The sequence below is a fragment of the Anaerococcus sp. HMSC068A02 genome (genome assembly GCF_001811125.1).
In the GTDB taxonomy this organism is placed as follows: Bacteria; Bacillota; Clostridia; order Tissierellales; family Peptoniphilaceae; genus Anaerococcus; species Anaerococcus vaginalis_C.
Genome location: NZ_KV803757.1, coordinates 110688 through 136397, shown reverse-complemented (window position 1 = coordinate 136397; position 25710 = coordinate 110688). Strand labels below are relative to the sequence as shown.

General features: G+C 27.2%; 26 protein-coding genes and 3 tRNA genes. 20 read left to right on the top strand and 9 right to left on the bottom strand.

Annotated elements, in window-relative coordinates; genetic code table 11:
* Positions 1–59 precede the first annotated feature (59 nt).
* Positions 60–1067 (top strand): M15 family metallopeptidase, encoded by a 1008-nt coding sequence (locus HMPREF2782_RS05330; protein WP_070641387.1) that lies wholly within the window; start codon positions 60–62, stop codon positions 1065–1067.
* A gap of 215 nt (positions 1068–1282) precedes the next feature.
* Positions 1283–2809, top strand: a complete 1527-nt coding sequence (murJ, locus tag HMPREF2782_RS05325; protein ID WP_070641386.1) for a murein biosynthesis integral membrane protein MurJ — start codon at positions 1283–1285, stop codon at positions 2807–2809.
* Between the two features lie 65 nt (positions 2810–2874).
* Here murJ and HMPREF2782_RS05320 read toward each other — a convergent pair whose 3' ends face one another.
* The 3 genes from HMPREF2782_RS05320 to HMPREF2782_RS05310 all read right to left on the bottom strand — a co-directional run bounded on the left by HMPREF2782_RS05320 (position 2875) and on the right by HMPREF2782_RS05310 (position 7622).
* Complete coding sequence (locus HMPREF2782_RS05320) at positions 2875–4602, bottom strand: vWA domain-containing protein (protein WP_070641385.1); 1728 nt, start codon at positions 4600–4602, stop codon at positions 2875–2877.
* A complete protein-coding gene (locus HMPREF2782_RS05315; RefSeq protein WP_070641384.1) occupies positions 4595–5503 on the bottom strand; it encodes an AAA family ATPase in 909 nt (302 codons plus the stop codon). The genes HMPREF2782_RS05320 and HMPREF2782_RS05315 overlap by 8 nt, the downstream gene beginning before the upstream one ends.
* Positions 5504–5699: 196 nt before the next feature.
* Positions 5700–7622, bottom strand: a complete 1923-nt coding sequence (locus HMPREF2782_RS05310) for an acyltransferase family protein (RefSeq protein ID WP_070641383.1) — start codon at positions 7620–7622, stop codon at positions 5700–5702.
* A 356-nt stretch (positions 7623–7978) separates the two neighbouring features.
* Between HMPREF2782_RS05310 and HMPREF2782_RS05305 the strand changes: the two genes are divergently transcribed.
* Genes HMPREF2782_RS05305 through HMPREF2782_RS05285 form a run of 5 tightly spaced genes read left to right on the top strand, consistent with a single transcriptional unit; the run spans position 7979 to position 12551 of the window.
* On the top strand, positions 7979–9145 hold the full coding sequence (locus tag HMPREF2782_RS05305; RefSeq protein WP_070641382.1) for an ABC transporter substrate-binding protein: 1167 nt from the start codon (positions 7979–7981) through the stop codon (positions 9143–9145).
* A gap of 52 nt (positions 9146–9197) precedes the next feature.
* The gene (locus HMPREF2782_RS05300; protein ID WP_070641381.1) at positions 9198–10085 is read left to right on the top strand and encodes a branched-chain amino acid ABC transporter permease; all 888 of its coding nucleotides are present in this window, start codon (positions 9198–9200) and stop codon (positions 10083–10085) included.
* Position 10086: 1 nt separating this feature from the next.
* On the top strand, positions 10087–11067 hold the full coding sequence (locus tag HMPREF2782_RS05295; RefSeq protein ID WP_070607907.1) for a branched-chain amino acid ABC transporter permease: 981 nt from the start codon (positions 10087–10089) through the stop codon (positions 11065–11067).
* A complete protein-coding gene (locus tag HMPREF2782_RS05290) occupies positions 11060–11842 on the top strand; it encodes an ABC transporter ATP-binding protein (protein ID WP_004838210.1) in 783 nt (260 codons plus the stop codon). The genes HMPREF2782_RS05295 and HMPREF2782_RS05290 overlap by 8 nt, the downstream gene beginning before the upstream one ends.
* 1 nt (position 11843) lies before the next feature.
* Positions 11844–12551: an ABC transporter ATP-binding protein gene (locus HMPREF2782_RS05285; RefSeq protein WP_070641380.1), complete on the top strand. Its 708-nt coding sequence runs from the start codon at positions 11844–11846 to the stop codon at positions 12549–12551.
* Positions 12552–12643: 92 nt separating this feature from the next.
* Here the strand turns inward: HMPREF2782_RS05285 and HMPREF2782_RS05280 are convergent, their stop codons facing one another.
* Both HMPREF2782_RS05280 and HMPREF2782_RS05275 read right to left on the bottom strand, forming a co-directional pair.
* The gene (locus HMPREF2782_RS05280) at positions 12644–13225 is read right to left on the bottom strand and encodes a DUF1700 domain-containing protein (protein ID WP_070641379.1); all 582 of its coding nucleotides are present in this window, start codon (positions 13223–13225) and stop codon (positions 12644–12646) included.
* On the bottom strand, positions 13222–13557 hold the full coding sequence (locus tag HMPREF2782_RS05275) for a PadR family transcriptional regulator (protein ID WP_070641378.1): 336 nt from the start codon (positions 13555–13557) through the stop codon (positions 13222–13224). The genes HMPREF2782_RS05280 and HMPREF2782_RS05275 overlap by 4 nt, the downstream gene beginning before the upstream one ends.
* A 166-nt stretch (positions 13558–13723) precedes the next feature.
* On the opposite strand from HMPREF2782_RS05275, the gene trmB reads away from it, so the two are divergent.
* Entirely contained in the window at positions 13724–14356 is a 633-nt protein-coding gene (gene trmB, locus HMPREF2782_RS05270) for a tRNA (guanosine(46)-N7)-methyltransferase TrmB (RefSeq protein WP_070641377.1), read from the top strand.
* Positions 14353–14835: a 23S rRNA (pseudouridine(1915)-N(3))-methyltransferase RlmH gene (gene rlmH / locus HMPREF2782_RS05265; RefSeq protein ID WP_070641376.1), complete on the top strand. Its 483-nt coding sequence runs from the start codon at positions 14353–14355 to the stop codon at positions 14833–14835. Before trmB ends, rlmH begins: the two co-directional genes overlap by 4 nt.
* A gap of 53 nt (positions 14836–14888) precedes the next feature.
* Here the strand turns inward: rlmH and HMPREF2782_RS05260 are convergent, their stop codons facing one another.
* Positions 14889–15269: a VOC family protein gene (locus tag HMPREF2782_RS05260; RefSeq protein ID WP_070607900.1), complete on the bottom strand. Its 381-nt coding sequence runs from the start codon at positions 15267–15269 to the stop codon at positions 14889–14891.
* Positions 15270–15581: 312 nt separating this feature from the next.
* Here HMPREF2782_RS05260 and HMPREF2782_RS05255 point away from each other — a divergent pair.
* The 7 genes from HMPREF2782_RS05255 to HMPREF2782_RS05225 all read left to right on the top strand — a co-directional run bounded on the left by HMPREF2782_RS05255 (position 15582) and on the right by HMPREF2782_RS05225 (position 19657).
* A tRNA-Phe gene (locus HMPREF2782_RS05255) sits at positions 15582–15657 on the top strand.
* An 8-nt stretch (positions 15658–15665) separates the two neighbouring features.
* Positions 15666–15740 (top strand) — tRNA-Gly (locus tag HMPREF2782_RS05250).
* 4 nt (positions 15741–15744) lie between these two features.
* Positions 15745–15818: transfer RNA gene (locus tag HMPREF2782_RS05245), tRNA-Cys, on the top strand.
* A gap of 49 nt (positions 15819–15867) precedes the next feature.
* Positions 15868–16545, top strand: a complete 678-nt coding sequence (locus tag HMPREF2782_RS05240) for a DUF6873 family GME fold protein (protein WP_070641375.1) — start codon at positions 15868–15870, stop codon at positions 16543–16545.
* Positions 16546–16558: 13 nt separating this feature from the next.
* Complete coding sequence (gene hisS, locus HMPREF2782_RS05235; protein ID WP_070641374.1) at positions 16559–17857, top strand: histidine--tRNA ligase; 1299 nt, start codon at positions 16559–16561, stop codon at positions 17855–17857.
* Positions 17858–17865: 8 nt separating this feature from the next.
* A complete protein-coding gene (locus HMPREF2782_RS05230; RefSeq protein ID WP_070641373.1) occupies positions 17866–18732 on the top strand; it encodes a DegV family protein in 867 nt (288 codons plus the stop codon).
* Between the two features lie 7 nt (positions 18733–18739).
* Positions 18740–19657 (top strand): DMT family transporter, encoded by a 918-nt coding sequence (locus HMPREF2782_RS05225; RefSeq protein WP_070641372.1) that lies wholly within the window; start codon positions 18740–18742, stop codon positions 19655–19657.
* Between the two features lie 2 nt (positions 19658–19659).
* Here the strand turns inward: HMPREF2782_RS05225 and HMPREF2782_RS05220 are convergent, their stop codons facing one another.
* Together HMPREF2782_RS05220 and HMPREF2782_RS05215 are read right to left on the bottom strand one after the other, a co-directional pair.
* Positions 19660–20358 carry a hypothetical protein gene (locus tag HMPREF2782_RS05220; RefSeq protein ID WP_070641371.1) on the bottom strand — a complete coding sequence of 233 codons (699 nt, stop codon included), beginning with the start codon at positions 20356–20358 and terminating at the stop codon, positions 19660–19662.
* Positions 20355–20831, bottom strand: a complete 477-nt coding sequence (locus tag HMPREF2782_RS05215) for a YbaK/EbsC family protein (RefSeq protein ID WP_070607887.1) — start codon at positions 20829–20831, stop codon at positions 20355–20357. The genes HMPREF2782_RS05220 and HMPREF2782_RS05215 overlap by 4 nt, the downstream gene beginning before the upstream one ends.
* A gap of 102 nt (positions 20832–20933) precedes the next feature.
* Here HMPREF2782_RS05215 and HMPREF2782_RS05210 point away from each other — a divergent pair, with 102 nt between their 5' ends.
* Both HMPREF2782_RS05210 and HMPREF2782_RS05205 read left to right on the top strand, forming a co-directional pair.
* Positions 20934–21707 (top strand): MBL fold metallo-hydrolase, encoded by a 774-nt coding sequence (locus HMPREF2782_RS05210; RefSeq protein ID WP_019118107.1) that lies wholly within the window; start codon positions 20934–20936, stop codon positions 21705–21707.
* Between the two features lie 4 nt (positions 21708–21711).
* Positions 21712–22566 (top strand): DegV family protein, encoded by an 855-nt coding sequence (locus HMPREF2782_RS05205; RefSeq protein ID WP_070641370.1) that lies wholly within the window; start codon positions 21712–21714, stop codon positions 22564–22566.
* Between the two features lie 71 nt (positions 22567–22637).
* On the opposite strand, the gene HMPREF2782_RS05200 is transcribed toward HMPREF2782_RS05205, so the two are convergent.
* A complete protein-coding gene (locus tag HMPREF2782_RS05200; RefSeq protein WP_004838249.1) occupies positions 22638–22997 on the bottom strand; it encodes a desulfoferrodoxin family protein in 360 nt (119 codons plus the stop codon).
* A gap of 110 nt (positions 22998–23107) precedes the next feature.
* Here HMPREF2782_RS05200 and HMPREF2782_RS05195 point away from each other — a divergent pair, with 110 nt between their 5' ends.
* Together HMPREF2782_RS05195 and HMPREF2782_RS05190 are read left to right on the top strand one after the other, a co-directional pair.
* Positions 23108–24238, top strand: a complete 1131-nt coding sequence (locus HMPREF2782_RS05195; protein ID WP_070641369.1) for a THUMP domain-containing class I SAM-dependent RNA methyltransferase — start codon at positions 23108–23110, stop codon at positions 24236–24238.
* A 41-nt stretch (positions 24239–24279) separates the two neighbouring features.
* Entirely contained in the window at positions 24280–25698 is a 1419-nt protein-coding gene (locus tag HMPREF2782_RS05190; protein ID WP_070641368.1) for a L,D-transpeptidase family protein, read from the top strand.
* Positions 25699–25710 lie beyond the last annotated feature (12 nt).

Sequence of the window (25710 nt, the reverse complement as noted above, 5' to 3'; positions counted from 1 at the left end):
ACTATCCCACAGACGTAAATTTAGTTATATTGAAATAGATTTAAGGAAGAAAACTAAAAATGGCAAACAAAAGTATTAGAGATTTAAGACGTAAAAAGGTAAAAGAAAGAAAAATAAAAAGAAGAAATAATTTAATAAAAGTTGGAATTTGTGCTCTTTTGATAACAGGAGCTTTGAATATAGATTTTAAAAAAAGTAGTGATGATTTTCAAATTAGAAAACCAATAGAAAACAGGTATGCCCAAGCTAATAAAAAACAAGAAAATGAAGTGCTTAAAGAGGAATTAAAAAATGCAAAAACTCAAGTAGCCACTCCTATTGGTTTTGAAAATGTAGTAATTAGTGATGGGGAAAAAATTGATGATGATGGATATAGTGATACTATGAAATCCTATGTCAAATCTCTTAAAAGTCAATATTGCTACCAAGAACCAAGCGATTTTACAAAAACTGATGTAAGCATTAATAATAACCAATACTTAGAATATTTTGGTACAGAAAATTCTTTTTCAAAAATTAAAATTAATGATGAATTTTATTATGTAAATAAATATGGTCTTGGAAAGCTTAAAGATAGCGAAAATATTAGTGTAGTTAAGGGAGTTGTTTTTGTCAATGAATCAAATCCTTTGCCTAAAGATTTTAATCCTGGCGTTGATTCTACAAGCAAAAAAGCTTTTGATACTATGCTTATTGATATGCAAAGAGAAGGTTTGGATATAAAAATCGCATCTGATTTTAGGATGGGACAAAGTGAAGAAAAATTGGTAGATCAAAATAATCCTGATGCTGATATGCCTTATACAAGTGACCACCAAACAGGAACAAGTTTTGATTTTTATACTGGACAAAGCAAATATTCAGACAAATTTAAAGATACAAATGAATATAAGTGGCTAAAGGAAAATTCTTATAAATATGGATTTATTCAAAGATACACCAAAGAAAAAGAAGAAATTACTGGCAAAAAAGAAAGATGCTGGGAATTTAGATATGTTGGTGTAGAAAATGCAAAATCTATGTATGAGAACGATCTTTCTTTGGAAGAATACTTGAAAATAAAATAATAAATTATAGCACAAGTGATAGCTTTATTTCTTGTGCTTATTTTTATTTTTAATTTTTTTAAAAAATAAATAAGATAAAAGAAAAATAAAGAGTTTATAAAATTATCACAAAATTTTTCTAAGAAAATGGACTAATTTATGGATAAATTTATCTATTGAAAGAGGATTTTTTAAAGATATAATAAAATTTATAAATTAAAAAAAGAGAGGTAATTATGGGACAAACTGCTTTTATGTTAATGCTTGTAACAATTCTTTCTAAAGTTTTTGGATTTTTGAGAGAATCTGTTATGGCTTATTTTTATGGAGCGGGGGATATAGTTGCAATTTATGCTGTTGCTAATACTCTTCCTGTAGTAATAGCAAATTTTGTTGCATCTGGTATTATATATGGTTTTATTCCAATTTATACCAAGGCAAAAAATGAAGAGGGCGAAGAGGTAGCTGAAGAATTCACATCAAATATTTTTAATATCTTGATGGTATTTGGTCTTTTAGCAGTTATTTTTGGTTTTATTTTTGCTGGAGCATTTTGTAAATTATTTTCACCAGATTTAAAAGGCGAACTTTTACATACTGCCATAGTTTTTACAAGAATTATAATGTTTGCAATATTTGCATATTTATATTCAGCTGTTTTTAGGGGATATTTAAATTTAAAAGGCAATTTTTTTATTCCAGCTGTAACTGGCTTGATTATGAATATAATTATAATTGCCTTTACAATTATAAGTGGACTTGCCAAAAATCCTTACCTACTTGCTATAGGTTGTTTGTTGGGAAATGTTTTGCAATATATAATGTTTCCTAAGGCAAATAGGGAGCATGGATATAAATACAAGAAAAAAATAGATATTCACAATAAATATATTAAATCTTTAATTATGATTGCAATTCCTGTCATAGTTTCATCAGCTGCAGGAGAGATAGCTCTTACAGTAGATAATTCTATGGCATCATACTTTTTTGGAAATGCATCAATATCATTTTTGAGATATTCAAAAACACTTTTGGCACTGATTACAGGAGTAATAACAGTTTCAGTTACAACTTCAATATTTCCTACCATTTCACATTTGGGACAAAAAGGCGATATAGAAAATATGAAAATTCAAATAAATTCAGCTATAGTTTTGACTATGCTTTTGGTAATACCAGCAACAATTGGAATGATGTCTTTGGCAGAGCCAATAATAAAATTGGTTTATCAAAGGGGAGCTTTTGACAATAAATCTGTAATAGTTACAGCATCCATGCTAATTGCCTATGCACCATTTGTTATTTTTCAATCATTTTCTGATGTAATTGACAAGGGATTTTATGCAGTTGGGGATTCAAAATCTCCTGTAATAATTGTAGTAATCCAACAAATAATAAATATAATTTTAAATTTTATTTTGATACAATTTTTTGATATTCAAGGTCTTGCCCTAGCAACAGCAATTTCTGCTGCGGCTGGTGCAACTATGATGTTAATAAAATTTAGGAAAAATTTTGGAAGAATTAATTTCAAGACTTCTTTAAAATCTTTGATAAAAATTACAGTTTTATCAATTTTGATGGGATTAATTGCAAGTGTTATTTATGGAAATTTGAGTGGGAAATTGTCATATCTTTTGGCTATGTTTATTGCCATAATAATAGCAGCAATATTTTATGCGCTTACAATTTTATTTGCAAGAATTCCTGAAGTTATGAAAATGGTAAATCGTCTTTACCATAAATTTTCTAAGAAAAAATAAAAAATAATTTAAAAGGCTGGTAAAAATTATAAATTATTATAGTTTATAATTTTTGCCAGCCAATTTTAATTTGCTATTAAATTTTTCATATAAATTGAAACAATTTTGGAGAAATTTTCTAGATTTTTTATCCTACAAAAATCTGCTCCATAAATTAATTTTGCATTTTCTATATCTTCATCTTCTCCAGTAAAAACTCCCAAAACTTGGATTCCATCGCTTTTTAAAGCTCTTATTTCTTTTGCAGTATCATCAACTGCTTTTTTGTCTATATATTGGTCCTTGATTTTTGCGTTTACTGTATTTATATTGTGTTTTTCATCGTTTGGGCGACCGTCTGATAAAATTATTAAAATTTTTCTTACGCTTTCATTTTTATCTTCATTGATTAATTTGTGGATTGTTTTAAAGGCAAGGCCATCTCTATTTGCACCTGATGCGAAAAAATTATAAATATTTTCATTATTGCCCTTGTCTTTAAAATCCCTGTACATATTAAAAACTGTATAATCTCTCAAAGTTGAAAATGAAGAAACTCTTATTGGAATATTTACCTTGTCCATGGCATTTGCAATTATAAAAGCTTGGTTTGCAACAAGATTTTGCCTTTTAATTTGGCTTGCAGATCCATCAATTAGTAAATCCATTTGAAATTTTGGTTTTGGATCTTTGTTATTTGAAAAAAATACTTTTGATTCATTTAAAACAGGAGCCCTCCAAACATTTATAGAATCAAGAAGTCCATAATTTTTTCTGTAAAGCTCATCTTCTTCGTGATTTGCCAGAGAATTTTCTATAGTTCTTGTAAGCTCATTTACAGCTCTGTTGTTTATTGAAAGATTATTTTCAATATATTCTTTTGTTTTTTCCCTTTGTTTTTTTCTAACTTTCTGATTGAATCTTGCATTTGGAGAATCAGTGTATTCTCCCTTTGTAAAATACAATTTTTTTGACTTATGGATACCCTTGGCAAGTTCTTTTTCTAATAATTCTTGCCTTTTTTTGCTTATAGAAAGTTTTCCATAAAAATCTTCAATAAAGGAATCTTCTCTTTTTTCTTTTTCCTTATCAGATTTTTCAAAGATAAATATATCCTTGTTCATATCTTCTTTTTTTTCTTCAAAATAAATATAACCATTAAACTCCGCAGATTGAATTTGAAATTGGTCTTCAATATTTTTTTCAACATCAGCCTCTTCCAAATCTTCGTGGTCAAAATTTTTGGGCTTTTCTTCCTTTACCATTTGATCAAAAAGTTCATTGTATTGGTCAAATCTTTCAAAAAGAAAATATTTTTTAAAAAGATCATTTAATTTATCTATAATCTCACTTGATTTGTAAGTATCAATTGAAAAAAGCTCATAATAAAAATCTCTTACAAGTTTTGCTTCGGTTATGGGTTTATTAAAAATTTTCCCATAGTAGGCTTTTTCGATTTGTTCATAAACATTGTCGGTTTCTTTTTTGTATTGGTATTTGTCGAGAATTTTTTTTGCATAGGATTTTCTTAAATCTTTTATAACAAGATTTGTTTTTTCTAATTTTTTGTAGGATAAATCTTCCAACAAAAGAAGGGTGATTGCCTTAAATTCTTCAAAAAAAGGGTTGTCTTTTTTTAGATAAGAAAAAAAGGAAGAAAATAAATCAAGCCTAAAATTTTTAAACTTGTATCCCTCAATTATATTTTTGTAATTTTTATCCATGGGATAGTAGGACTTGGGAAAAATTTTATAATCATCAGCAAAATCCCAAATTACATTCATGGCCCTTAACTTTTCAAAAGTATCAGTCATCAAATACACTCTCTTTAATTTCTTTTGGAAGTTTTGAATCAACGCTATCTCTTACAAGCTCTCTTTCAAATTCATCAAAAGATTTATTAATAAGTCCCATTTCAATTGCATCGTATGGGTTAAGTCCAATTTCCATAGTTTCAATTGCAGAAATTAGTCCCCTAAGGTCGACTGATTTTGTAGAAATTTCTGAATTTTCACTTTTTTCTTGGAGAGATTCAAAAATATCTATAAAAGTATTCATATATTTGTCTTTTAATTTTGGAAACTTATCTTTTAACAGGTGTTTTAAATTTTCCCTTGTAATATTTGGCATATTTATAACCATAAACCTTGATGCGAGTGCTTCATTTACTTCTCTTGTTCCAACATAACCATAATTCATAGTTGCAATAAATCTTGTCTTATCGTCAAGTTTTATTTTGTCATAGCCTGGAATATCAATAACACGTCTGTGGTCTAAAGTTGCGTGAAGAACAGAGATAGCTTCATTTTTTGCCATATTTATTTCATCTAAAACTCCAAATCCACCTTTTTTTGCACATTCATAAACAGGACCCTTTCTAAAAACTACTTTTCCGTCTTTAAAAGTATCAGCTCCAACCAAGGAATTGTAATCAGTATTTACGTGAAAAGAAATATCCCATGATGGACGATTAAAAATATAGGAAAGATTTTGAGCCAAGACATTTTTTCCTGTAGCTTTTGGGCCAGAAAGTAAAATATTTTTTCCAGAAAGAATAGCAGTGATTGCTTTTTTTAAAACATCTTCCCCATAATATTTAAATTCTGGTTTAACAATTCTATCCTTGTCTTCTTCATCTATATTTGCTTTTCTAAATTCTATTATTTTATCTATTAAATTTTGATCTAAATTTATTTCTTTTAAATAATCTATCATAATTCACCTCATTTGCTATTATACAACAAAAATATTCTTAGGCTATTGATAAAGTCTATTTTAAATTTGCAAAATATTTCAAATAATTTTTTTGATTAGAACAGTATAGAGGTTTTAAAATGGAAATTTTCAAAAAAATAAAAGCGAAGAAAGTCATCTAAGACTTCTACGCTTTTAGATATACATTATTTAATTATTACTTAGCAAAAGAATTTATTATTTCTCTTTCAATTAGATTTCTATAAGCTTTTGAACCTTCAACTTCTGGATGAACCATATCTTTTGCAAATAAATTTGCTTTTTCCTTTGCAAATTTATACCAATCAACCATGTATGCATTTTTATTTTCATCACAGAATTTTTTAATTTTAGAATTAATAGTCATCTCCCAAGATTGACTGTTTACAGTATTAACAAAATAAACTTTTCTGCCTTCAGAAATATTTAAAATATCTACCATATTTTGCTCGCTTAAAGTTCCGTTAGAACCAAGGCTTACAAGAACAATATTTCCAAGGCCATTTTTATTTTTTATATTTTGCAATACTTTTGGACCATCCGTCATTTGTCTGCCAACCTCTCCATCAAGGTAAAGATTTGGATTAAATTCTCTCAAAAATGGATCAATATTAATCAAAACAGAATCGCCAACAGCAGTAATAGAAGTATTTTTTAAAAATTCTTTTTCCTTATCAGTAAAATTGAAATCATCATAAGCTTTCTTTTCAAAAGAAGGCTCTTTGTTTTCTTCTTTATCTTTATTTTCATCTTCTTTGTTACTTTCATTTTGCTTTGGATCTGTTTCTTTGTTCTCGTTTGAAATCTGATTTTTAGATTTATCTAAATTTTCTTTATTTTCTTTTTTCTTTTGCTCTTTTACATATTTCTCATTGTTTTTCTTTATATTATCTTGATTTTCACTTATTCTTTTTTCAAGCTCTTTCATATCTTTTTCCTTAGGATTTGGAATAAAAAATGCCAAAGCATTTAATCCTAAAATAAGAGCAGATGTGATAATAAAATATTTTTTAAAATCAAATTTTCTATTTAAAATAACGTAAGTTAGCTCTGATAAAATCAAAACAATAATTATTTCCAAAATATAAGCTATAATCCTACTTTTGCTTGTGTGGGCAAAAGCGTAAGAAAGAAAAGTGCTTATTATATATTGCCACAAATAAATGTAATAAGATCTAAGGCCTATATAATAAAGGAAAGTTTTGAAAATTCCCATTTCTTTTTTCTTTATTACAAATTTATTTTCCTTTTCATAAGAGTACAAAACTCCAATTAATAACGCTTGAATAAGGGTGTAAATTGGCATTATTATTCTGTAAGTATATAAGTTTTCACCCCTTACAAAAAAGTAAGCGATAAAAGTTAAAAACAAAAGAGCATACAAAATATATTTTTCAGAAAAATTTTTCTCCTTAGCAAATTCAAAAATTTTTGAAAAATAATCTATCAAAAGATAAGCAAGTGCTCCAATAAAAATAGCATTTATTCTAGCGTCAGGTCCATAATAAATTCTTGAAATATTATTTTTATCAAAAGAAAAAATGATCATCAACAAAATACTTATTGCTGAAATAAGAATAAAAATATAAATTTTTATATTCTTACCAGAAAATTTATCCTTATATTTATTTATAAAATAGTTTACCAAATAAAAAATAAGGATAAATTGAACTTGCATGGATATATACCAAAAATGTGTAAACATATCAAAATATCCATTTTTTGTAAAATATGAACCACCCTTAAAAATTTGATATAAATTTTGAAAAGAAAGGGCTGTAGGTAAAGATGATTTTATAGAATCATGAAAGATTATTCTTGAAAAAATCAATGCAAAAATCAAAGATAGGCTTATAACAAAATATAAACTTGGCAATAGCTTTTTGAATCTTTTTTTAATAATTGATTTAAATTCATTAAAATCATAATCATCTATAGTATTTAATTTTTTCATCATTAAAAATCCACTCATTACAAAAAAGCCAATTACTGCCATAAAACCACCAGGAAGAAATTGTACTGATGAATGAAATATGGAAATAGCAATAATAAAAATAGCTCTTAAAAAAGTAAATGAATCAATTTGTTTTTGTTTTCTCATGTGTCCCCCAATGAATTTTATTATAGGCGAAAAAATAAAAAATATCAAGAAAAGTGCGAAATTGTAACCTTTGTAAACTATCGTAAAATAAATATTTTAAAATAAAATCACATAAATAAACCATAAAGCATTATTTAACATTAAATAAATAATAAATATACCTTTGCATAAAATTATAAATAAATATTCATTTTAAAAATCAAAAAATAATAACAAGATAAGCGTTGAAAAAAAGACAATAAAATAATCAAGCAAAAAACATTTGACAAGATGAAAATCCTGTGCCATAATTATTATTATTATAAATTTTAATCTTTATTTATACTTAATTATTAAAAAAATATGTGGAGGAAAAAATGAAAAAAACAAAAAAATTAATGACCTTAGCTTTTGCATCAATATTTGCATTTGCAGGATGTCAAGCAAAAAATGGAGAAAATAAAAAATCTGAGAATTCTGACACAATTAAAATTGGAGCAATAATACCACAAACTGGTCCAGTTTCAAATTATGGAAATTCATCAGAAAAAGGAGCTTTGTTAGCTGTTGATGAGATAAATAAAAATGGTGGAATTAATGGCAAAAAAATCGAATGGATTTCTTATGATGATAAGGGAGAAATAACAGATTCAACAACTGCATACAATAAATTAAAAGGAGAAAAAGTAACAGCAATTGTAGGGCCTATTACATCAAAACCTGCTCTAGCAGTTTCTGAAATTGCAAAAAAAGATGGAATTGCTATGATAACTCCAACAGGAACTCAAGGAAATATTACAGAAGGCAAAGATAATGTATTTAGAACTTGCTTTACTGATCCTTATCAAGGAAAATTATTAGCAAAATTTGCATCAGAAAATCAAAAAGCAAAAAAAGTAGCTATCCTCAGAAATACTTCTTCAGATTATTCAAATGGAATTGCTGATGAATTTAAAAAAGAAGTAGAAAAATTAAAACTTGATTTAGTTGCTGATGAATCTTATGGAGATAATGACAATGATTTTAAGGCACAACTTACAAAAATTGCAAAAGCAAAACCAGATGTATTATTAGTTCCTGATTATTACGAAAAAGTTGCTCTTATAGCTCCACAAGCAAGAGATGCTGGAATTGATGCAAAATTTATTGGTTCTGATGGTTGGGATGGAGTTGTAAATGTAATGGATAAATCTCAATTAGGATTGGTAGAAGGCTCATGTTTTTCAAATCACTTTGCTTTAGATAGTGATGACCAAAGAGTAAAAGATTTTGTAAAAAAATATAAAGAAGAAAATAAAGAAGATCCTTCAGCTTTTTCTGCTTTGTCATACGATACAATTTATTTATTAAAACAAGCTATTGAACAAGCGAAAAGCGAAGAAAGTGATAAGATTATAGAAAAAATTAAAGCTATAGAATTTGATGGAATAACTGGCAAATTTAAATTTAATGAAAATCATAATCCAATCAAATCAGCATCAATGATGGAAATAAAAGATGGAACATATAAATTTAATTCAACAGTAACAGCTGATGAAAATTAATAAAAAGGGGGATTGCTAGCTAGCAAAACCCCTTAAATTTTAAGGAGATTTTATGGATTTTTTAATTCAACTTTTTAATGGTCTACAATTAGGATCAATATACGCTTTAATAGCCTTGGGTTATACAATGGTTTATGGGGTAGCAAAATTAATAAATTTTGCCCATGGAGATATTATAATGGTAGGCGCTTATACAATATTTTTTGTTGTTCAAACAAGTCTTTTCAGAAGTGGTTTACCATTTTATTTGTCAATAATACCGGCAATTATTGCTTGTACACTTTTGGGAGTTGTAATAGAAAGAATTGCTTACAAACCTTTGAGGAATTCTTCATCAATTTCAATTTTAATTACTGCTATAGGAGTATCTTTATTTTTGGAAAATTTATTTGTAAAAGTTTTTACTGCTAACGCAAGACCTGTTCCAAGTCTATTTAATCAAGCTAGCTTAAATATTTTTGGAATAAGATTATCTTTTCAAACAATTTTTACAATAGTTTTAACTATTATTCTTACAATAATTTTGCAAATTTTTATTTCTAAAACAAAATATGGCAAGATGATGCTTGCTGTTAGCGAAGATTATAAGGCGTCAAGTCTTGTTGGAATAAATGTAGATAATACTATGACTATGACTTTTGCAATTGGCTCTGCTCTTGCTGGAGTTGCATCTTTATTGTATGTTTCATCATATCCTCAAATAACTCCTTTTATAGGTTCTATGCTAGGAATAAAAGCTTTTACAGCAGCAGTTGTTGGAGGAATTGGTTCAATACCAGGAGCTGTAATTGGTGGATTTATTTTGGGAATGATAGAAGTTATGACTAGAGCATATCTTTCAAGCTCATACGCAGATGCAATAGTATTTTTGGTATTAATTTTAGTTTTAATAGTAAAACCAACTGGAATTTTGGGAAATATGGAAAAGGAGAAAGTATAAAATGGATAAAAATAAAAAAACATCATATCTAGTTAGCTTTGTCCTTGTATTAGTTTCATTTGCAATTATTCAAATATTAATTTTAAGTGGAATAATCGATTCTTATTGGCAATCAATTCTATTTTTATTGTGTATCAATATAATACTTTCAATTTCACTAAATATAACCGTAGGAAATTTGGGACAGATAACCTTGGGACATGCAGGTTTTATGTCAATAGGTGCATATAGTGCAGGAATTTTTTTGAAAACTGGAATAATAGAAGGAATACCAGGATTTTTTATAGCCTTATTAATTGGAGGGCTGTTTGCATTTTTATTTTCTCTTGCAATCGGAATACCAGTATTGAGGTTAAACGGAGATTATCTTGCTATAGTAACCTTGGCTTTTGGAGAAATAATTAGGGTTGTTGTAGAAAATTTATCTATTACTGGTGGCGCTCAAGGAATGGCAGGAATACCTACAGTTGATTCTTTTGCTTTAGTATTTTTTGTTACAGTTTTGTGCGTTGTATTTATGTATTCAATTATGACATCAAGATTTGGTAGATCAGTTTTGGCAATAAAAGATAATGAGCTTGCCGCTGAAAGCTGTGGAATAAATACAACAAAATCTAAAATATTTGCCTTTACTTTATCAGCGCTTTTTGCTGGAGTCGCTGGAGCAATATACGCTCAAACAACTGGAGTAATAGCAGCCGATGTATTTAATTATAATAAAAGTTTTGATATTTTAGTAATGGTTGTTTTAGGAGGAATGGGTTCATTTACAGGATCAGTAATTTCAACTATAACATTAACCATAGTTCCAGAAATGTTAAGAGCATTCGCAGAATATAGGATGATAATTTATTCTGTAATCTTAGTAATTGTTATGATATTTAGACCACAAGGCTTAATGGGAAGAGAAGAATTTTCTATTTCAAGACAAATTGCAAAATTTAAAAGAAAAATCAACAAAGAAGGAGTAAAAAATGGATAAAAGAAGATCGGTATTAAAATGTGATAATATTTCCATCTCCTTTGGAGGATTGAAGGCAGTAAATGGATTTAATCTTGATGTAAAAGAAAAAGATTTAATTGGTTTAATTGGGCCAAATGGAGCAGGAAAAACTACAGTTTTTAATATGCTAAGTGGAGTTTATGAACCAACAGAAGGAGCGATTTATTTAGATGGAGAAAATATAACAGGCTTACCTGTTCACAAACTAAGTCAAAAAGGTATAGCAAGAACTTTTCAAAATATAAGATTATTTGATTACTTATCAGTTGTAGATAATGTAAAAGTATCTATGAACAGAGATATGAGATATAAAATTGTTGACGGAATGCTTAGGCTTAAAAATTATTGGAAAGAAGAAAGAGAAGCAACAAAAAAAGCCTTGGATATTTTAAAAATTTTGGGACTTGCAGCTTATGCGAATGATAGTGCAGGAAATTTATCCTATGGAGCCCAAAGAAAATTAGAAATAGCAAGAGCTCTTGCTACAAATCCAAAATTATTATTATTAGACGAGCCGGCTGCAGGTATGAATGCAATTGAAACAGAGTCATTGATGGATACAATTAGAATGATAAGAGATAATTTTAATTTATCAATTGTTTTGATAGAACATGACATGAAATTGGTCTTGGGAATTTGCGAAAAACTCTACGTATTAAATCACGGAATAGTTATAGCAAAAGGAAAACCAGAAGAAGTTGTAAAAAAAGATGATGTAGTAAGCGCCTATTTGGGAAGTGGATATGGAGAATAAAATGCTTAATGTAGAAAATTTAAATGTATATTATGGAAATATCCACGCTATAAAGGATGTTTCTTTAAAAGTAAATAAAAAAGAAGTAGTTTCATTAATTGGAGCAAATGGAGCAGGAAAAACAACGACGCTTCAAGCAATATCTTCTTTGCTTGAAAAAAGAAGCGGAAAAATCACTTTTGAAGATGAAGATATAACAAATAAAAAAGTATACAAAATAACAAGGCTAGGAATTGCACAAGTTCCAGAAGGAAGGAGAGTTTTTTCAAATCTTTCAGTTGTAGATAATATAAATTTAGGTTCAGTTGCAACAAATTTAAAAGACAAAGAAAGAGAAGAAAAAATTGAGAGAATATATGAGCTTTTTCCAGTTTTAAAAGATAGGAGAAATCAAAAAGCAGGAACTTTGTCAGGAGGAGAACAACAAATGCTTGCTATGGCAAGAGCTATAATGACAAATCCAAAATTGCTTTTATTAGACGAACCATCAATGGGACTTTCGCCTCTTTATGTAGAAAAAATATTCGAAACGATAAAAGTTTTAAAAGAAGAAGGCTCAACGATTTTGCTTGTAGAACAAAATGCAAATCTTGCCTTAGATATATCGGATAGGGCTTATGTAATAGAAACAGGAAAAATTGTAAAAGAAGATAAGGCAGAAAACCTTAAAAATGATCCTGCTGTTAGAAGTGCATATTTGGGAATTTAAAAAACTAGGAATTAGTTTTAAGCTAATTCCTAGTTTTTTTAAAAAAATTTTTATAAGCTAAATTTATAATTTTTGCAAGTTTTTTTGGATTGTCAATTTCCATTATTTAATTTTCTTTTTTGATTTTTTAAAAATTTAATTGTAGCAATTGTAGCTTTCCAAAATAAAATTCCAATTATAAAAAATATCAAGGCTAAAATAAGACCTGCAATTAAAGCGAGAATCCCTTTTAATTCAAAGCCAAAAAAGATAAATTTTAATTCATCGATTGGTTTAATGTGAATTATTCCTTTAAATAGTCCCATTACACCTGCAAATGTGCTAATTCCACTAGAAAAGAAAAAAGATATGGAAAGTATTGCAAGAGTTGGTATAAGACAAATCCACGCTAATGAAGCGTAAGAATAAAATCCTATAGCCATAATTAAATTTTTAAAGGAAAAATCTCTACTTTTTACAATACTATCGCCCATATAAGAAAATGCTAAGTCTTTTGGACTTTCCATTTGAGAGATTATGTACTCAGAACTTTGTCCATCATTAAGCCTTTCATAAAATGAATTTTTAAGTTCACTTAAAATATCAGTTTTTTCAGAAATAGACATATATTTTAAATTGCTGTCTACTTTTGATAAATATTTTTCTAAATTATTATCAATTTTACTATTTTTCATTTTTCTTCCTCACTAAGATCTGAAATATTTTTTACAAGAATCATCCAATCTCTTTTCAAAGCATTTAAATAAAAATTTCCAAGCTCTGTAATTTTATAATATTTTCTTGGAGGAGTGCCTTCTTCTATATTTTTCCAATAAGCTTCTAAATAACTATTTTTTAGAAGTCTTCGAAGTAGTGGGTAAACAGTGCTCTCCTTTGTTTGTAACATTGGATATTTTTCAAGAGTTTGAATTAAATCATAGCCATATCTATCCTTTTTTTTAATTAAAATTAAGATAGCATATTCTAAAGTTCCACGTTTAATTTGAGAAATCCAATCTTCATTCATAACAATCCTTTCCAATAATAATTTAATCCATCTTATTGCTATGTACATTGTACAACATAGTATAATAATGTCAATAGGTATATGCGATTTTAAAATTTTAAAATTTCTTTTCCTTGTTTTTATTGCAGATATTTTGTAAACTAATACTTAATAGAAAGGATAGAAAATGAGATTAAGATTTAAAGAAAATGCAATTCCAGAAATGAAAGAAAATCCTTTGATTTATTTTGATGGAAAAGAAAATAAGGGAAAGTGGAAAGAAATTTTTGGAAATGATAATGAAATATATTTGGAGATTGGCTCTGGCAGGGGAGATTTTTTAATTGAAATTGCTAAGGATAATCCAGCTATAAATTTTATAGGACTTGAAGTAAATACTAATGCCTTTGTTGTTGCAAGCAGAAAAATAAGAGAAAATGAACTTACAAATGTTAGAGGGCTTATAGCAGATGCGGAAAATTTGGAAGAAATTTTTGAAAAAGAAGAAATTTCAAGAATATATTTGAATTTTTCAACTCCATGGCCAAAAAGACGCCACCACAAAAGAAGACTTAGCCACGAGAGATTTTTAAATAGGTACAAAAATATTATAAAAGATAAGGCGGTTTTGGAATTAAAGACAGATAATAAAGAATTGTACGATGCATCGATTAAATATTTTGAAGAATTTTCTATGGATATAATTGAAAAAGATGAAAATATTTCAGAAGAAAAAAGCAAATATATAAGCGAATATGAAAGAAAATTTAGAAATAAAAATATGCCGATTTATTATATAAAAGCGAGATTTAATAAATGAATATTTCAATAGTTAGTGTGGGAAAAATTAAAGAAAAATATTTTAAAGATGCAATAAGCGAGTACGAAAAACGATTAAAACCATACGTAAAATTAAAAGTAATTGAAGTAAATGACGAAAAAGCTCCTGAAAATTTATCAGAAAAAGAATTGGAAATTGTAAAAGATAGGGAAGCTGATAGGATTTTAAAAAAGATTAAAGAAAATTCCTATATTATAAGCCTAGAAATTGAAGGCAAAAGCCTATCATCAGAAAGTTTTTCAAAGTTAATTAAAGAGCAAATGACTTATGGGATGGGATGCGATTTAGTTTTTGTAATTGGTGGGTCAAACGGTCTTTCAAAAAAAATAAGCCAAAAGGCTGATTACAAATTATCATTTTCAAAAATGACTTTTCCCCATAAATTAATGAGATTAATTTTAATTGAACAAATTTATAGGGCTTACAAAATTATAAATAATGAACCTTATCACAAATAAACGGACCTAAAAAGGTCCGTTTTTTTTAAAAAGTATAAATTATCAAATAATTATTATTTTTCTTCAATTATTTCAATAGAAAAACCTTGAGGGTCTTTTATAAAATAAAATTTATCAGAACCGTCAGAAAGTCCGCCAATTTCTTGACTTACTACTCCCATTTTTTTGTGAAGGTCATAGGCTTTTTCGAATTCTTTTGTTTTAAATGCCATGTGACCGTAATATGAGCCGTGCTCATATTTTCTTCCGTCGTGATTAAATGTTAATTCAAGTTCGTAAGCTCCATCTTCTGTTGCCATATAAATTAAAGAAAATTCATCTTCATCGTAATCTTTTCTTCTAGTAATGTGCATATTTAATGCATCTTCATAAAATTTTATACTTTCCTTATCGTTATCTGTGTATATACATGTGTGAATTGATTTAAATTTCATAAAACCTCCTAATTTCTTATATTATATTTTTACCCAAAAAATTTAAAATAAATTTTACTAATATTTTACAAGATAAATTTTTCCTAGGGTATATAAATAAGGGATAAGAAATTTCGCGACCTTATGACCAGAGCTTTTGCAAATTTATGAAAAATAATTTGTTTTGCAAGGCTCTTTTTTTTGAAAAATTTTATGGGCAAATAAAATTGATTTTGTAAATTTAAAAATAAAAAATCAAATTATTTCTTTGTGAAATTTTAAAAAAATTTGACAAGAATTTTAATTTAGCATATACTATAAAAGTAATGTTTAGCCCAGATAGCTCAGTCGGTAGAGCAGGGGACTGAAAATCCCCGTGTCGGTGGTTCGATTCCGCCTCTGGGCACCAGAATAATTGCGGAAGTGGCTCAGTGGTAGAGTATCGCCTTGCCAAGGCGAGGGTCGCGGGTTCGAATCCCGTCTTCCGCTCCAATATGGCGCCATAGCCAAGTGGTAAGGCAGAGGTCTGCAACACCTTTATCCCCAGTTCAAATCTGGGTGGCGCCTCCAAATTTGTCCTCGTTGAGGACTTTTTTTGTACCTAAATTTAAGGAGAAATATGTTAATTATTAGTCACAAATCAAAAAAAGAATTTACAGATTTTTTGGATTTTAAAAATATAAAATATTTAAAAACAATTGATAATCCAAATCTTGACAAAAGAATTTCAGATCATCCTGATCTTTCTTTATTTAAATTGGATGATAGAAATTTAATAGTTGATAAAAATGTCTATGAGTATTACAAAAAAAATATAAAAAATATTAATATTATTAAAGGAGAAGAAGTTTCAAAAAAATATCCTTATGATGCTCTTTATAATATTGTAAAATTTAAAAATTTTTATATCCACAATGATTTTACTGAAAAAAATATAAAATTATTTTTTGAAGAAAAAAATATCAAGCACTTATTTATCAAGCAAGGCTACTCTAGGTGTTCTATGCTTGTTTTTAATGAAAATATTTTGACAAGTGATATGGGAATTTTCAAAAAATTAAAAAATATTTTGCCAGTTACTTTATTAAAAGAAGAAAAAATTCCTCTTGACGGATTTGATCAAGGATTTTTGGGTGGATGTTTTGGAAAAATTGATGAAAATACTATATTATTTAATGGAAATATAGAAAGATTAAATTCGTATGATATAATTAAAAATATAGTATATAAGGAAAAATTAAATTTATTATATCCAGACACTAATTTAGTAGATACTGGATCTTTAATATGGATATGATTAGGAGATTAAAATGAATATAGTAAAACCACAAACTATTGCAGGTGTGATGGAGTTATTACCAGAAGATCAATTAGCATTTGATTATATAAAAAATATCATTGAAGAAACTTTTTTGTCTTATCAATTTTTACCAATTGATACACCAGCTATAGAAAAAAATGATATTTTATTTGCCAAAGGCGGCGGAGAAACTGAAAAGCAAATTTTTGGAATTGATTCATCAAAAAAAGATATGTCTTTGAGATTTGATTTAACAGTTCCTCTAGCAAGATATGTTTCTGAACATTTTTCTGATTTGAATTTCCCTTTCAAAAGGTATCAAATTGCAAAAGTTTATAGAGGAGAAAGAAATCAAAAGGGAAGATACAAGGAATTTTACCAATGCGATATTGATATTATTGGAAATAATTCTTTGTCAATTCACAATGATGCACTTTTGCCTAAGGTTATTTATGAAATTTTTCAAAAACTTGACTTTAACGGAATAAAGTTCCATATTAATAATAGAAAGCTATTGAATGGATTTTTTGAATCGCTTGAAATTTCTGATAAAGAAGAAGTTTTAAGAACAATCGATAAAAAAGCAAAAATCGGTGAAGAAAATACAAAAGAGCTTTTGGTAGAAATTTGTGGAGAAGAAAAAGCAGATAAATTGATGGAGCTTATAAATAATAAAAGAGAAAACAAAGAACTTTTGACTTATCTTGAATCACTAAATTTAAATGATAATTATAAAATTGGATTAAATGAATTAAAAGAAGTTTATGATTATATGATTAAATTTGGAATTGATGATGATTCAATTATTATTGATTTGTCAATTACTCGTGGTCTTGATTACTATACATCTACAGTTTATGAAACATTTTTGGATGGTTATGAATCAATTGGAAGTGTATGCTCTGGTGGAAGATATGAAAATCTTTCAGGAAATTTCTCAAAACAAAATTTACCAGGAGTGGGGCTTTCTATTGGTCTTACAAGATTGTTTTATCAATTTCAACAGCTTGGTCTTGTAGAAAAATATAAAGCTAAATTTACAGATTGTCTTGTAATTCCTATGGATGAGAAATTAAATTTTTATGCCATAGATATTGCAAACAAATTAAAAGAGCAAGGTCTAAAGGTTGACATATATCTTGAAGATGGAAAATTTAAGAAAAAAATTAATTATGCAGATAAAATTGGCGTAAAAAAAGTCTTAATAATTGGACAAGAAGAATATGAAAACAAAATGGTTTCTGTAAAAAATATGGAAGATGGAAAGCAGGTTAGTGTGAAAGTTGAAGATATTAGAGAATATCTATAAGGAGAATTATGAATTTTAGAATAATAACAGACGGTTCTAGCGATATGAACGTTGATTTCATAAAATCATCGAATATTACCATAGTGCCTATGCAATCAAATATGGAAGATGAAATTTATGAAATTATAGGTACAGATATTGAAAAACTAAATGAATATTATGAATTTATGTTAGAAGATAAAAATGTATCAACAAGCCAAGTAAACTTAGCCTCATTTGAAAAATATTTTGAAGAAGTTTTAAAAAATGGAGAAGATATTTTTTATATAGGTTTAAGTGAGGCATTGTCAGGAACTTTTGAAAATGCCCAAAAAGCAAAAGAAATTTTAGATAAAAAATATCCAGATAGAAAAATATATATTTATAATATAAAACAAGCATCAACAGGTGCAGGACTTTTGTGCCAAATTATTGTGAAAATGCAAGAAGAAGGAAAAGATATAGAACAAGTTGCATCTTATATAAAAGAAAATTCAAAATACATGGTTTCACAATTTGGAGTTGAAAGTCTTAAATATCTTTATAAGGGCGGAAGAATTTCAAAAACTAGCGCTGATATAGGTGATTTTTTGAAAGTAAAGCCAGTAATTCACATTACAGATGATGGTTCTCTTGAAGTTTTAAAACTTGAAAGAGGAACAAAGAGGGCTATAAAAGTATTATTCAATAATTTCAAAAAAAATTGGAAACCAGAAATTTCTAATGAAGTTCTTATAGGCTATGCTTATTTTGACGAAAATGCTATAAAATTAAAAGAGATGGTAGAGAGCAAATTTCCAAAAGCAAAAGTAAGCCTTGCACCAATTGGCTCATTGATTGGATCTCACGTTGGACCAGGAATGTATTCTTTGTCATATTTTGGAGAAAAAAGATAGGAGAAATATGCTCAAAAATAAAAAAAATGCAGTAATTTTTTCTTTAATAGCAATGTTTTTATGGGGGAGTGCAATCCCCCTTATTAAATCCACTTATCAAGTTTTGCAGGTAGAATCATACGACACCTTTGCAAAAGTTTATATAGCTGGAATTAGATTTTTTATGGCAGGGATTTTGGCGTTTTTTTATGCCAAAATTTTTGGAAAAAACAAAATTTCATTTTCTAAAGTAAACATAAAATTAGTTATAATTCTTGCAATACTTCAAACTTTTTTGCAATATTTTTTCTATTATATAGGTCTTTCAAATACAAGCGGAGTAAAATCATCAATCATACAAACATCAAATTCATTTATGATTGTAATAATTTCACTTTTTCTACTTCCAGAAGATAAAATTTCAATAAATACAATTATAGCCTTAATAATTGGAACAGCAGGAATTATTTTGGTAAATTCAAATCAAAAAATGGGAAGTGGCTTTAAAATTAGCGGAGAAGGATTTATTTTTACATCAACATTTATTAATGCTTTCGCATCAGTTTTATTAAGAAAATATTCAAAAAATTCAGATCCATATATATTAAATGGGATGGTGCTTTTATTTGGATCATTTCCTTTAATAATACTTGGCAGATTTTTATATATAAATCCAGTTGTTATAAATTTAAAAGCTTTTTTAATGCTTTTTTATGGAGCATTTATCACAGCAACTTCATTTACAATTTGGACAATAGTTTTGCAAAATCATAGCGCAAACCAATTTGGAGTATTCAAATTATTTATCCCAATATTCGGATCAATTTTATCAGTAATAATTTTGGGAGAAAATTTCACAATAAGATTATTTATAGGACTTATTTTAGTTCTAACAGGCTCTTTGGTTTTGATGAGAGGTAAAAATAAAAAAGATAGTTTAGAGTAGAGTTATTCTAAACTATCTTTTTTTATTGGTCTTTTTAAATTGTTTGTTAATTTATAAATTTCATCTATATATAAATACCTATTTTTATCTTTGTATCTTGCAATTTTCATTAAATCTAGTGCCCAATTAACTAAATATTTTGATAAGTAAAAAGCGTAAATATCATTTGCTAGTATTGATCTTCTTCCATTTATTACTATATCATTTCGAATTTCTTTAAAATATCTTATCAAATTTTTTCTATTGTATTTTGAAAAAATTACTTCTATCATTGCTACTAAAGCCAAAAGATATTTATTTTCTAGATAATTAATTTTGAAATCTATGCTCTCATCTTCTTTTAAAATAATATCTTCAATTTTGTCGTGGCTTTTATAAAATTCAAAATAATTTTTTTTAGAAAAATTTTCGAAAAAATTAGGATAGAGTCCATATTCAAAATTTGATTTTTCTAAATTTTTCTTAAAAAAATCTAGTGAAGTGGAATTGTCAAAAATTGTTATAAAAATTGGAGACAAGATTACCAAAAGTTTTAAGCTTTCGTTTTCTTTGTCATTTTTAAAATTTATAATTATTTTTTCTTCTTCACTTGTTTTTTCTAATTTAGAAAAGTCTTTAATTTTTAATTTATTATCAAGTTCGAATACGTCTTTTGCATTATATTGATATATTTTTTTATTTTTAAATATTTTAATTATCATTGTCTTATATTTTCAAATTTTCCATTTACTACTTTTGCCAAATCAAATGGATTTAGTTTTAAACTTACTCCACATTTTCCACCTGATACAATCATTTTATCCAAATCTTTTGCGCTATCATCTATAAAAACTGGATAATCTTTTTTCATTGCAAGGGGAGTGGTTTCGCCTCTTTGATAGCCTACTTTTGCTTTTAAATTTTTGGTTGGAAGGATTGAAATGCTTTTAACGCCTGCAACTTTTGCAGCTTTTTTCATATCAATTGAATCATAGCTTCTTAGTAAATAAATTATTATTTCATTTTCTTTTGATATTGTCGCTATGGTTTTATACATTATATTTAAATCTACGTGGGATTTTTTGCCAGCATCTACGGCTGATTTAAATTCTCCACCCAAATCATATTCTATTTCTTCGTATTCTATCTTATTATTTTCCAAAATTCTCATTGCGTTTGTCTTAACTTTTCCCATACTTGCTCCTTTCTTTTTTTATATTACCAGAAAAATATAAAAATTCATTAATTCAAGGCGATTTTGGGTATATTTATTTTATAAGAAATTAGGAGAATTTTGATGATTGAAAAAATTATAATAACTTATATTTATCATTCCTGTTATACTGTAGAAATAGGGGATTATTTTATTATATTTGATTATTATAAGGGAGTTTTAAATATTCCTGAGGATAAAATTGTTATTTTTGTTGCAAGTCATGGACATTCTGACCATTATACTTCGGAAATTTTAAAAATTCCTAATATGAAAAATTATACTTATATTTTATCAAGTGATATTGGACATTTAGAAAGCGATGACAATATTATTTATATAAAAGATAATAAACTTGGCATGGACCAATTGAAATCTTTGTATAATTCTAAAAATGTTTATCTTGTTGATCCTTATCAATTTAAAGAAATTAATATTAATGGAAGAAAAATTTCTATAAAAACTTTCGGCTCAACTGATGAAGGGATTTCTTTAATTTTATATATTGAATCCTTATCAATATTTCATGCGGGCGATTTAAATTATTGGGCTTGGGAAGATTATGATGACAAAAGACTAGAAAAAGAGTATTATGCTTTTATCGACCAAGTAGAAAAAATCAAAAAAGATTCGATAGATATAGCTTTCTTCCCAGTTGATTATAGGCTTGGAGAGAATTATTATAAGGGTGCAAAAATATTTGCAGATACTGTAAAGCCCCAATTGATGTTTCCAATTCATAGTGGAGATCATGAAAGCATAAGCCAAAGATTTGCTAGAGAAATCAAATTAGAAGAAACTGTATTTAGAGCAATTATTGACAAAGGTCAAAAAATTATTGTAGATATAAAGGATTAGAAAAATGGGAAAAATAGCAGTATTAGTAGATTCTGGATCGGATTTAGATTTAGAAAAAGCTAAGGAATTTGGCATTTATATGATGCCATTTTATGTAAATTTAGATGGAAAATTTTATAGAGAGCAAGTAGACTTAAAACCAGACGAATTTTATAATTGGATTAAAAAGCACGAAAAATTACCAAAAACATCAATGCCATCTCCTGGAGAATTGATAGAAAAACTTGATGAAATAAAAAATGATGGTTTTGAAAAATTAATAATAATAACTATATCAAAAAATTTCACAGGTTTTTATAATTTGTGCTCACAAATAGAATACGACAATTTAGAAATTGAAGTAATAGATTCAAAATCAGTTGCCCTAACCACAGGCTTACTTGCAATTTATGCAAAAGATTTAATCAAAAAAGGCTATGAATTTAAAGAAATTGTAGATAGGTTGGAAGATAAGAAAAAAGAATCAAAAATATTTTTTACAATCGATAGCTTTAAATATCTAGTGGCAGGAGGAAGAGTGCCAAAAGCATTTGGGAAAGTGGGAGAGCTTTTAAATATCAAACCAATAATTGTATGTAATCCAGAAGATGGAAAATATCATATAGAAAAAACTTGCAGAGGTGAGAAAAAAGTTCTTAAAGAAATGGAAAAAATTGCAAGCGAATATTTGGGAAAATTTGACAAATATTATATGATAATTTCAAACGGTGGCTATAAAAAAGGATCAGAAATTTTAGAAGAAAAATTAAAAGTATTTAAAGAAAAATCCACTTTATTTTTAACTTCACAAATAGCGCCAAGCCTTGGAGCAAACACGGGCCCAGGCTTATTTGGTTTTGGATTCTTGCCAATTGATTAAAAATTTATAAATTAAAAAGGACTGTTGCAAAATGATTTATTCATTAGCAACAGTCCTTTTTTAATAAAATCTTATTTAATTTCTAAAGAATTTTCCCAAAGTCCATGAATATTGCAATAAGATAATGCAAATAATGTACCTTTTTTATCAGATTTAAATTCGCCAACTGCTTTTGGTGTAGTGTAAATTTCACTTTCGCCATGAGCAGAGAAATTATAATTTGCAATTTCTACTGGCAATTTGCCACCTTCAGGAACAAAGAAAACTTTAATCCAAACAATATGATGCTCTAAAGTATTTGGGTGTGCAATTTCTTTTCCGACAAAAGCAGAAACTTCATATTTTCCTTCGCCAAGTTCTTTATATTCTAATTCTGGTACGTGTTTTTCATTTTTCCAATCGCCTGATTGAACTGTTTGTGTTAATAACATAAAATCCTCCTAAATTTTTATCTACACTTATTTAATACCCTTCCATGATAAAAAATAACAAAATTATAAAAGTTTTTAAAATCCATTGAATTTGATATAATAAATATATTATGGAAAAAATAATAATAACAACAAGCTTTGGTATGGAAAGCTTAATAAAAAGACAATTAGAAGAAGAAAATTACAAAAATTTTGAAGTTTTAAATGGAAAAATTATTTTAAATGGAAATTTGGATGATATAGGCTATTTAAATTTAAATTTAAGAGAAGCTGATAGGATATTTTTAGAAATTGAATCTTTTACTGCAAAAAACTTTGAAGAATTATTTGAAAATATAAAAAAAATAGACTGGTTTGATTATTTAAAAATCGACGATAATTTTATTGTAAATGCAAGGACTTACAAATCAAAATTGTTTTCTATTCCTTCAATCCAATCAATAAGTGAAAAAGCTATAATTGATTCATTAAAAAGAAAATATAAAATTTCAACTTTTAAAAAATCAGGCTCTCGTGTTCAAGTTGAAATTATGATTGAAAAAGATAAGGTTTCAGTTTGCCTTGATACATCAGGAGATGGTCTTCACAAAAGAGCTTATAGACAAGGAAGTGTAAAAGCCCCTATAAGAGAAAATTTGGCAGCAGGGCTTGTTGATTTATCTTTTTATAAAGATGATAGGTTTTTGTTTGATGGATTTTGTGGATCAGGTACTATTTTAATTGAGGCTGCAAGAAAAGAAAGAAATATAGCACCAGGACTTGATAGAGATTTTGATTTTACATATTTTAAATTTTATGACAAAAAAAGATTTGAAAAAATAAAAAAAGAAGCTTATGAAAAAATTGATTATAGGAAAAAAATAAATATTCTAGGTTCTGATATATCCAAAAAAGCAATTGAGCTTGCAAAAAATAATGCTTTGAATGCAGGAGTTTATGAAGATATTACTTTTTTAAATAAGGATTTTAAAGAAATAAATTTAAAAGATAATTTTGGAATTTTCATTTCAAATCCACCATACGGAGAAAGATTATCAAGATTTGATAAGGCAAAAATTTCAAAAATGATAAATGAAAAATTTAAAAATTTAAATACTTGGTCAATGTTTATAATATCTTCAGATGAAAATATTGATAAAAATATAAAAAGAAAATTATCCAAAAAAAGAAAATTATATAATGGAGGACAAAAAGTAGATTTATATCAATTTTTCGGCAAAAAACCAAAAAAAGATAGATAAAATTACTTTTAAGTGGTACTATAATTACAGTTATTTAGGAGGTGTTTATTATCGATAATCAACAAACAAGTAACAATACAAAAAAAGTTATTTTAACAATAGGCGGTATTGTTGTAGGAATATATATAATCGGTACTATTTTATTTACATTTGTAAGCTTACCAAATACACATGTAAATGGTAGGGATGTTTCATTTGCTCCAAAAGAATCAGTTATTGGAGATAGCGTTGGAGATTTTGATATAAAAATCAAAGGAATTGATGATAAAGAGCTAGTTTTTAATTCAAAAGATATTGACTACAAGGCAAATATTCCAAAAGGAGCTAGCCTTGACCAAAATCCATTAAAATGGCCTATAAGTTTTTTCTCAAAAGAAAGTTTTGAATTTGATTATAAAGTAAACTACGATGAAAATAAACTTGAAGATATTTTAAAAAATTCTCAGTTTATGAATAAAATAGTAGAGCCAGAAGATGCAAAATTAGAATTTGATGGAAAAGAATTTAAAATAAAAGAAGAAATAAAGGGAAATAAAGTAAAATACAATAAATTAAAGGAAGCTCTTGTATCAGCAATAAAAACAAGAAATGCTGATATAGAACTTGATGAATCTTTTTATGAACAACCAAAAGTTTATGCAAAAGATGAAAATTTACAAAAAGCATTAAACCAAGCAAACGAAGCATTAAAATTGAGCTTTAAATTTAATATTAATGGATTTGATTATAAAATTGAAGGCGAAAAATTAGCTGAAATGGTTGATTTTGAAGATGGAAAATTAACTTTAAATCATGAAAAAGTTACAGAATATGTAAGTAAAATGGCAGAAGAAACAAATACTTACGGTAAAAATAGAAAGTTTAAAGCCACTGATCTTGGAGAAATAACTGTAAATCCTGGAGTTTATGGTTATAAACTAAATGAAGAAGAAACAATTAAATCATTTTTAGATGCTTTCGAAAAAGGTAAATCAACAGAAATTGAGCCGGTTTATTTAAAGGCTGGTCTAAATAGATATGAGGATGGGTCTGATATTAAAGACACATATATAGAAGTAGATTTATCTAGACAACATCTTTGGTATTATAAAAATGGAGAAGTATTATTGTCAACTGACATAGTTACAGGAAGATTATCTGAGGGAGCTTTAACTAATAAAGGTGTAGGGTCTATACTTTCTAAAGAAAAAAATTCTACATTAAAAGGAAAAAATTTTGATGGAAGTGATTACAAAACTCCAGTAAAATATTGGATGCCAATAGGCTGGGATGGCGAAGGATTCCATGATGCTAATTGGAGATATTCTTTTGGTGGAAATATTTATTTATATAATGGTTCTCATGGTTGCCTAAATATGCAACCAAGTCAAGCTGAAAAATTATTTAATTTAGTTGAGCATAATACTCCTGTAGTTATATATGAATCATCAACAGATTATTCACCACCAATGTCATATTAATTTTTAAAAAGT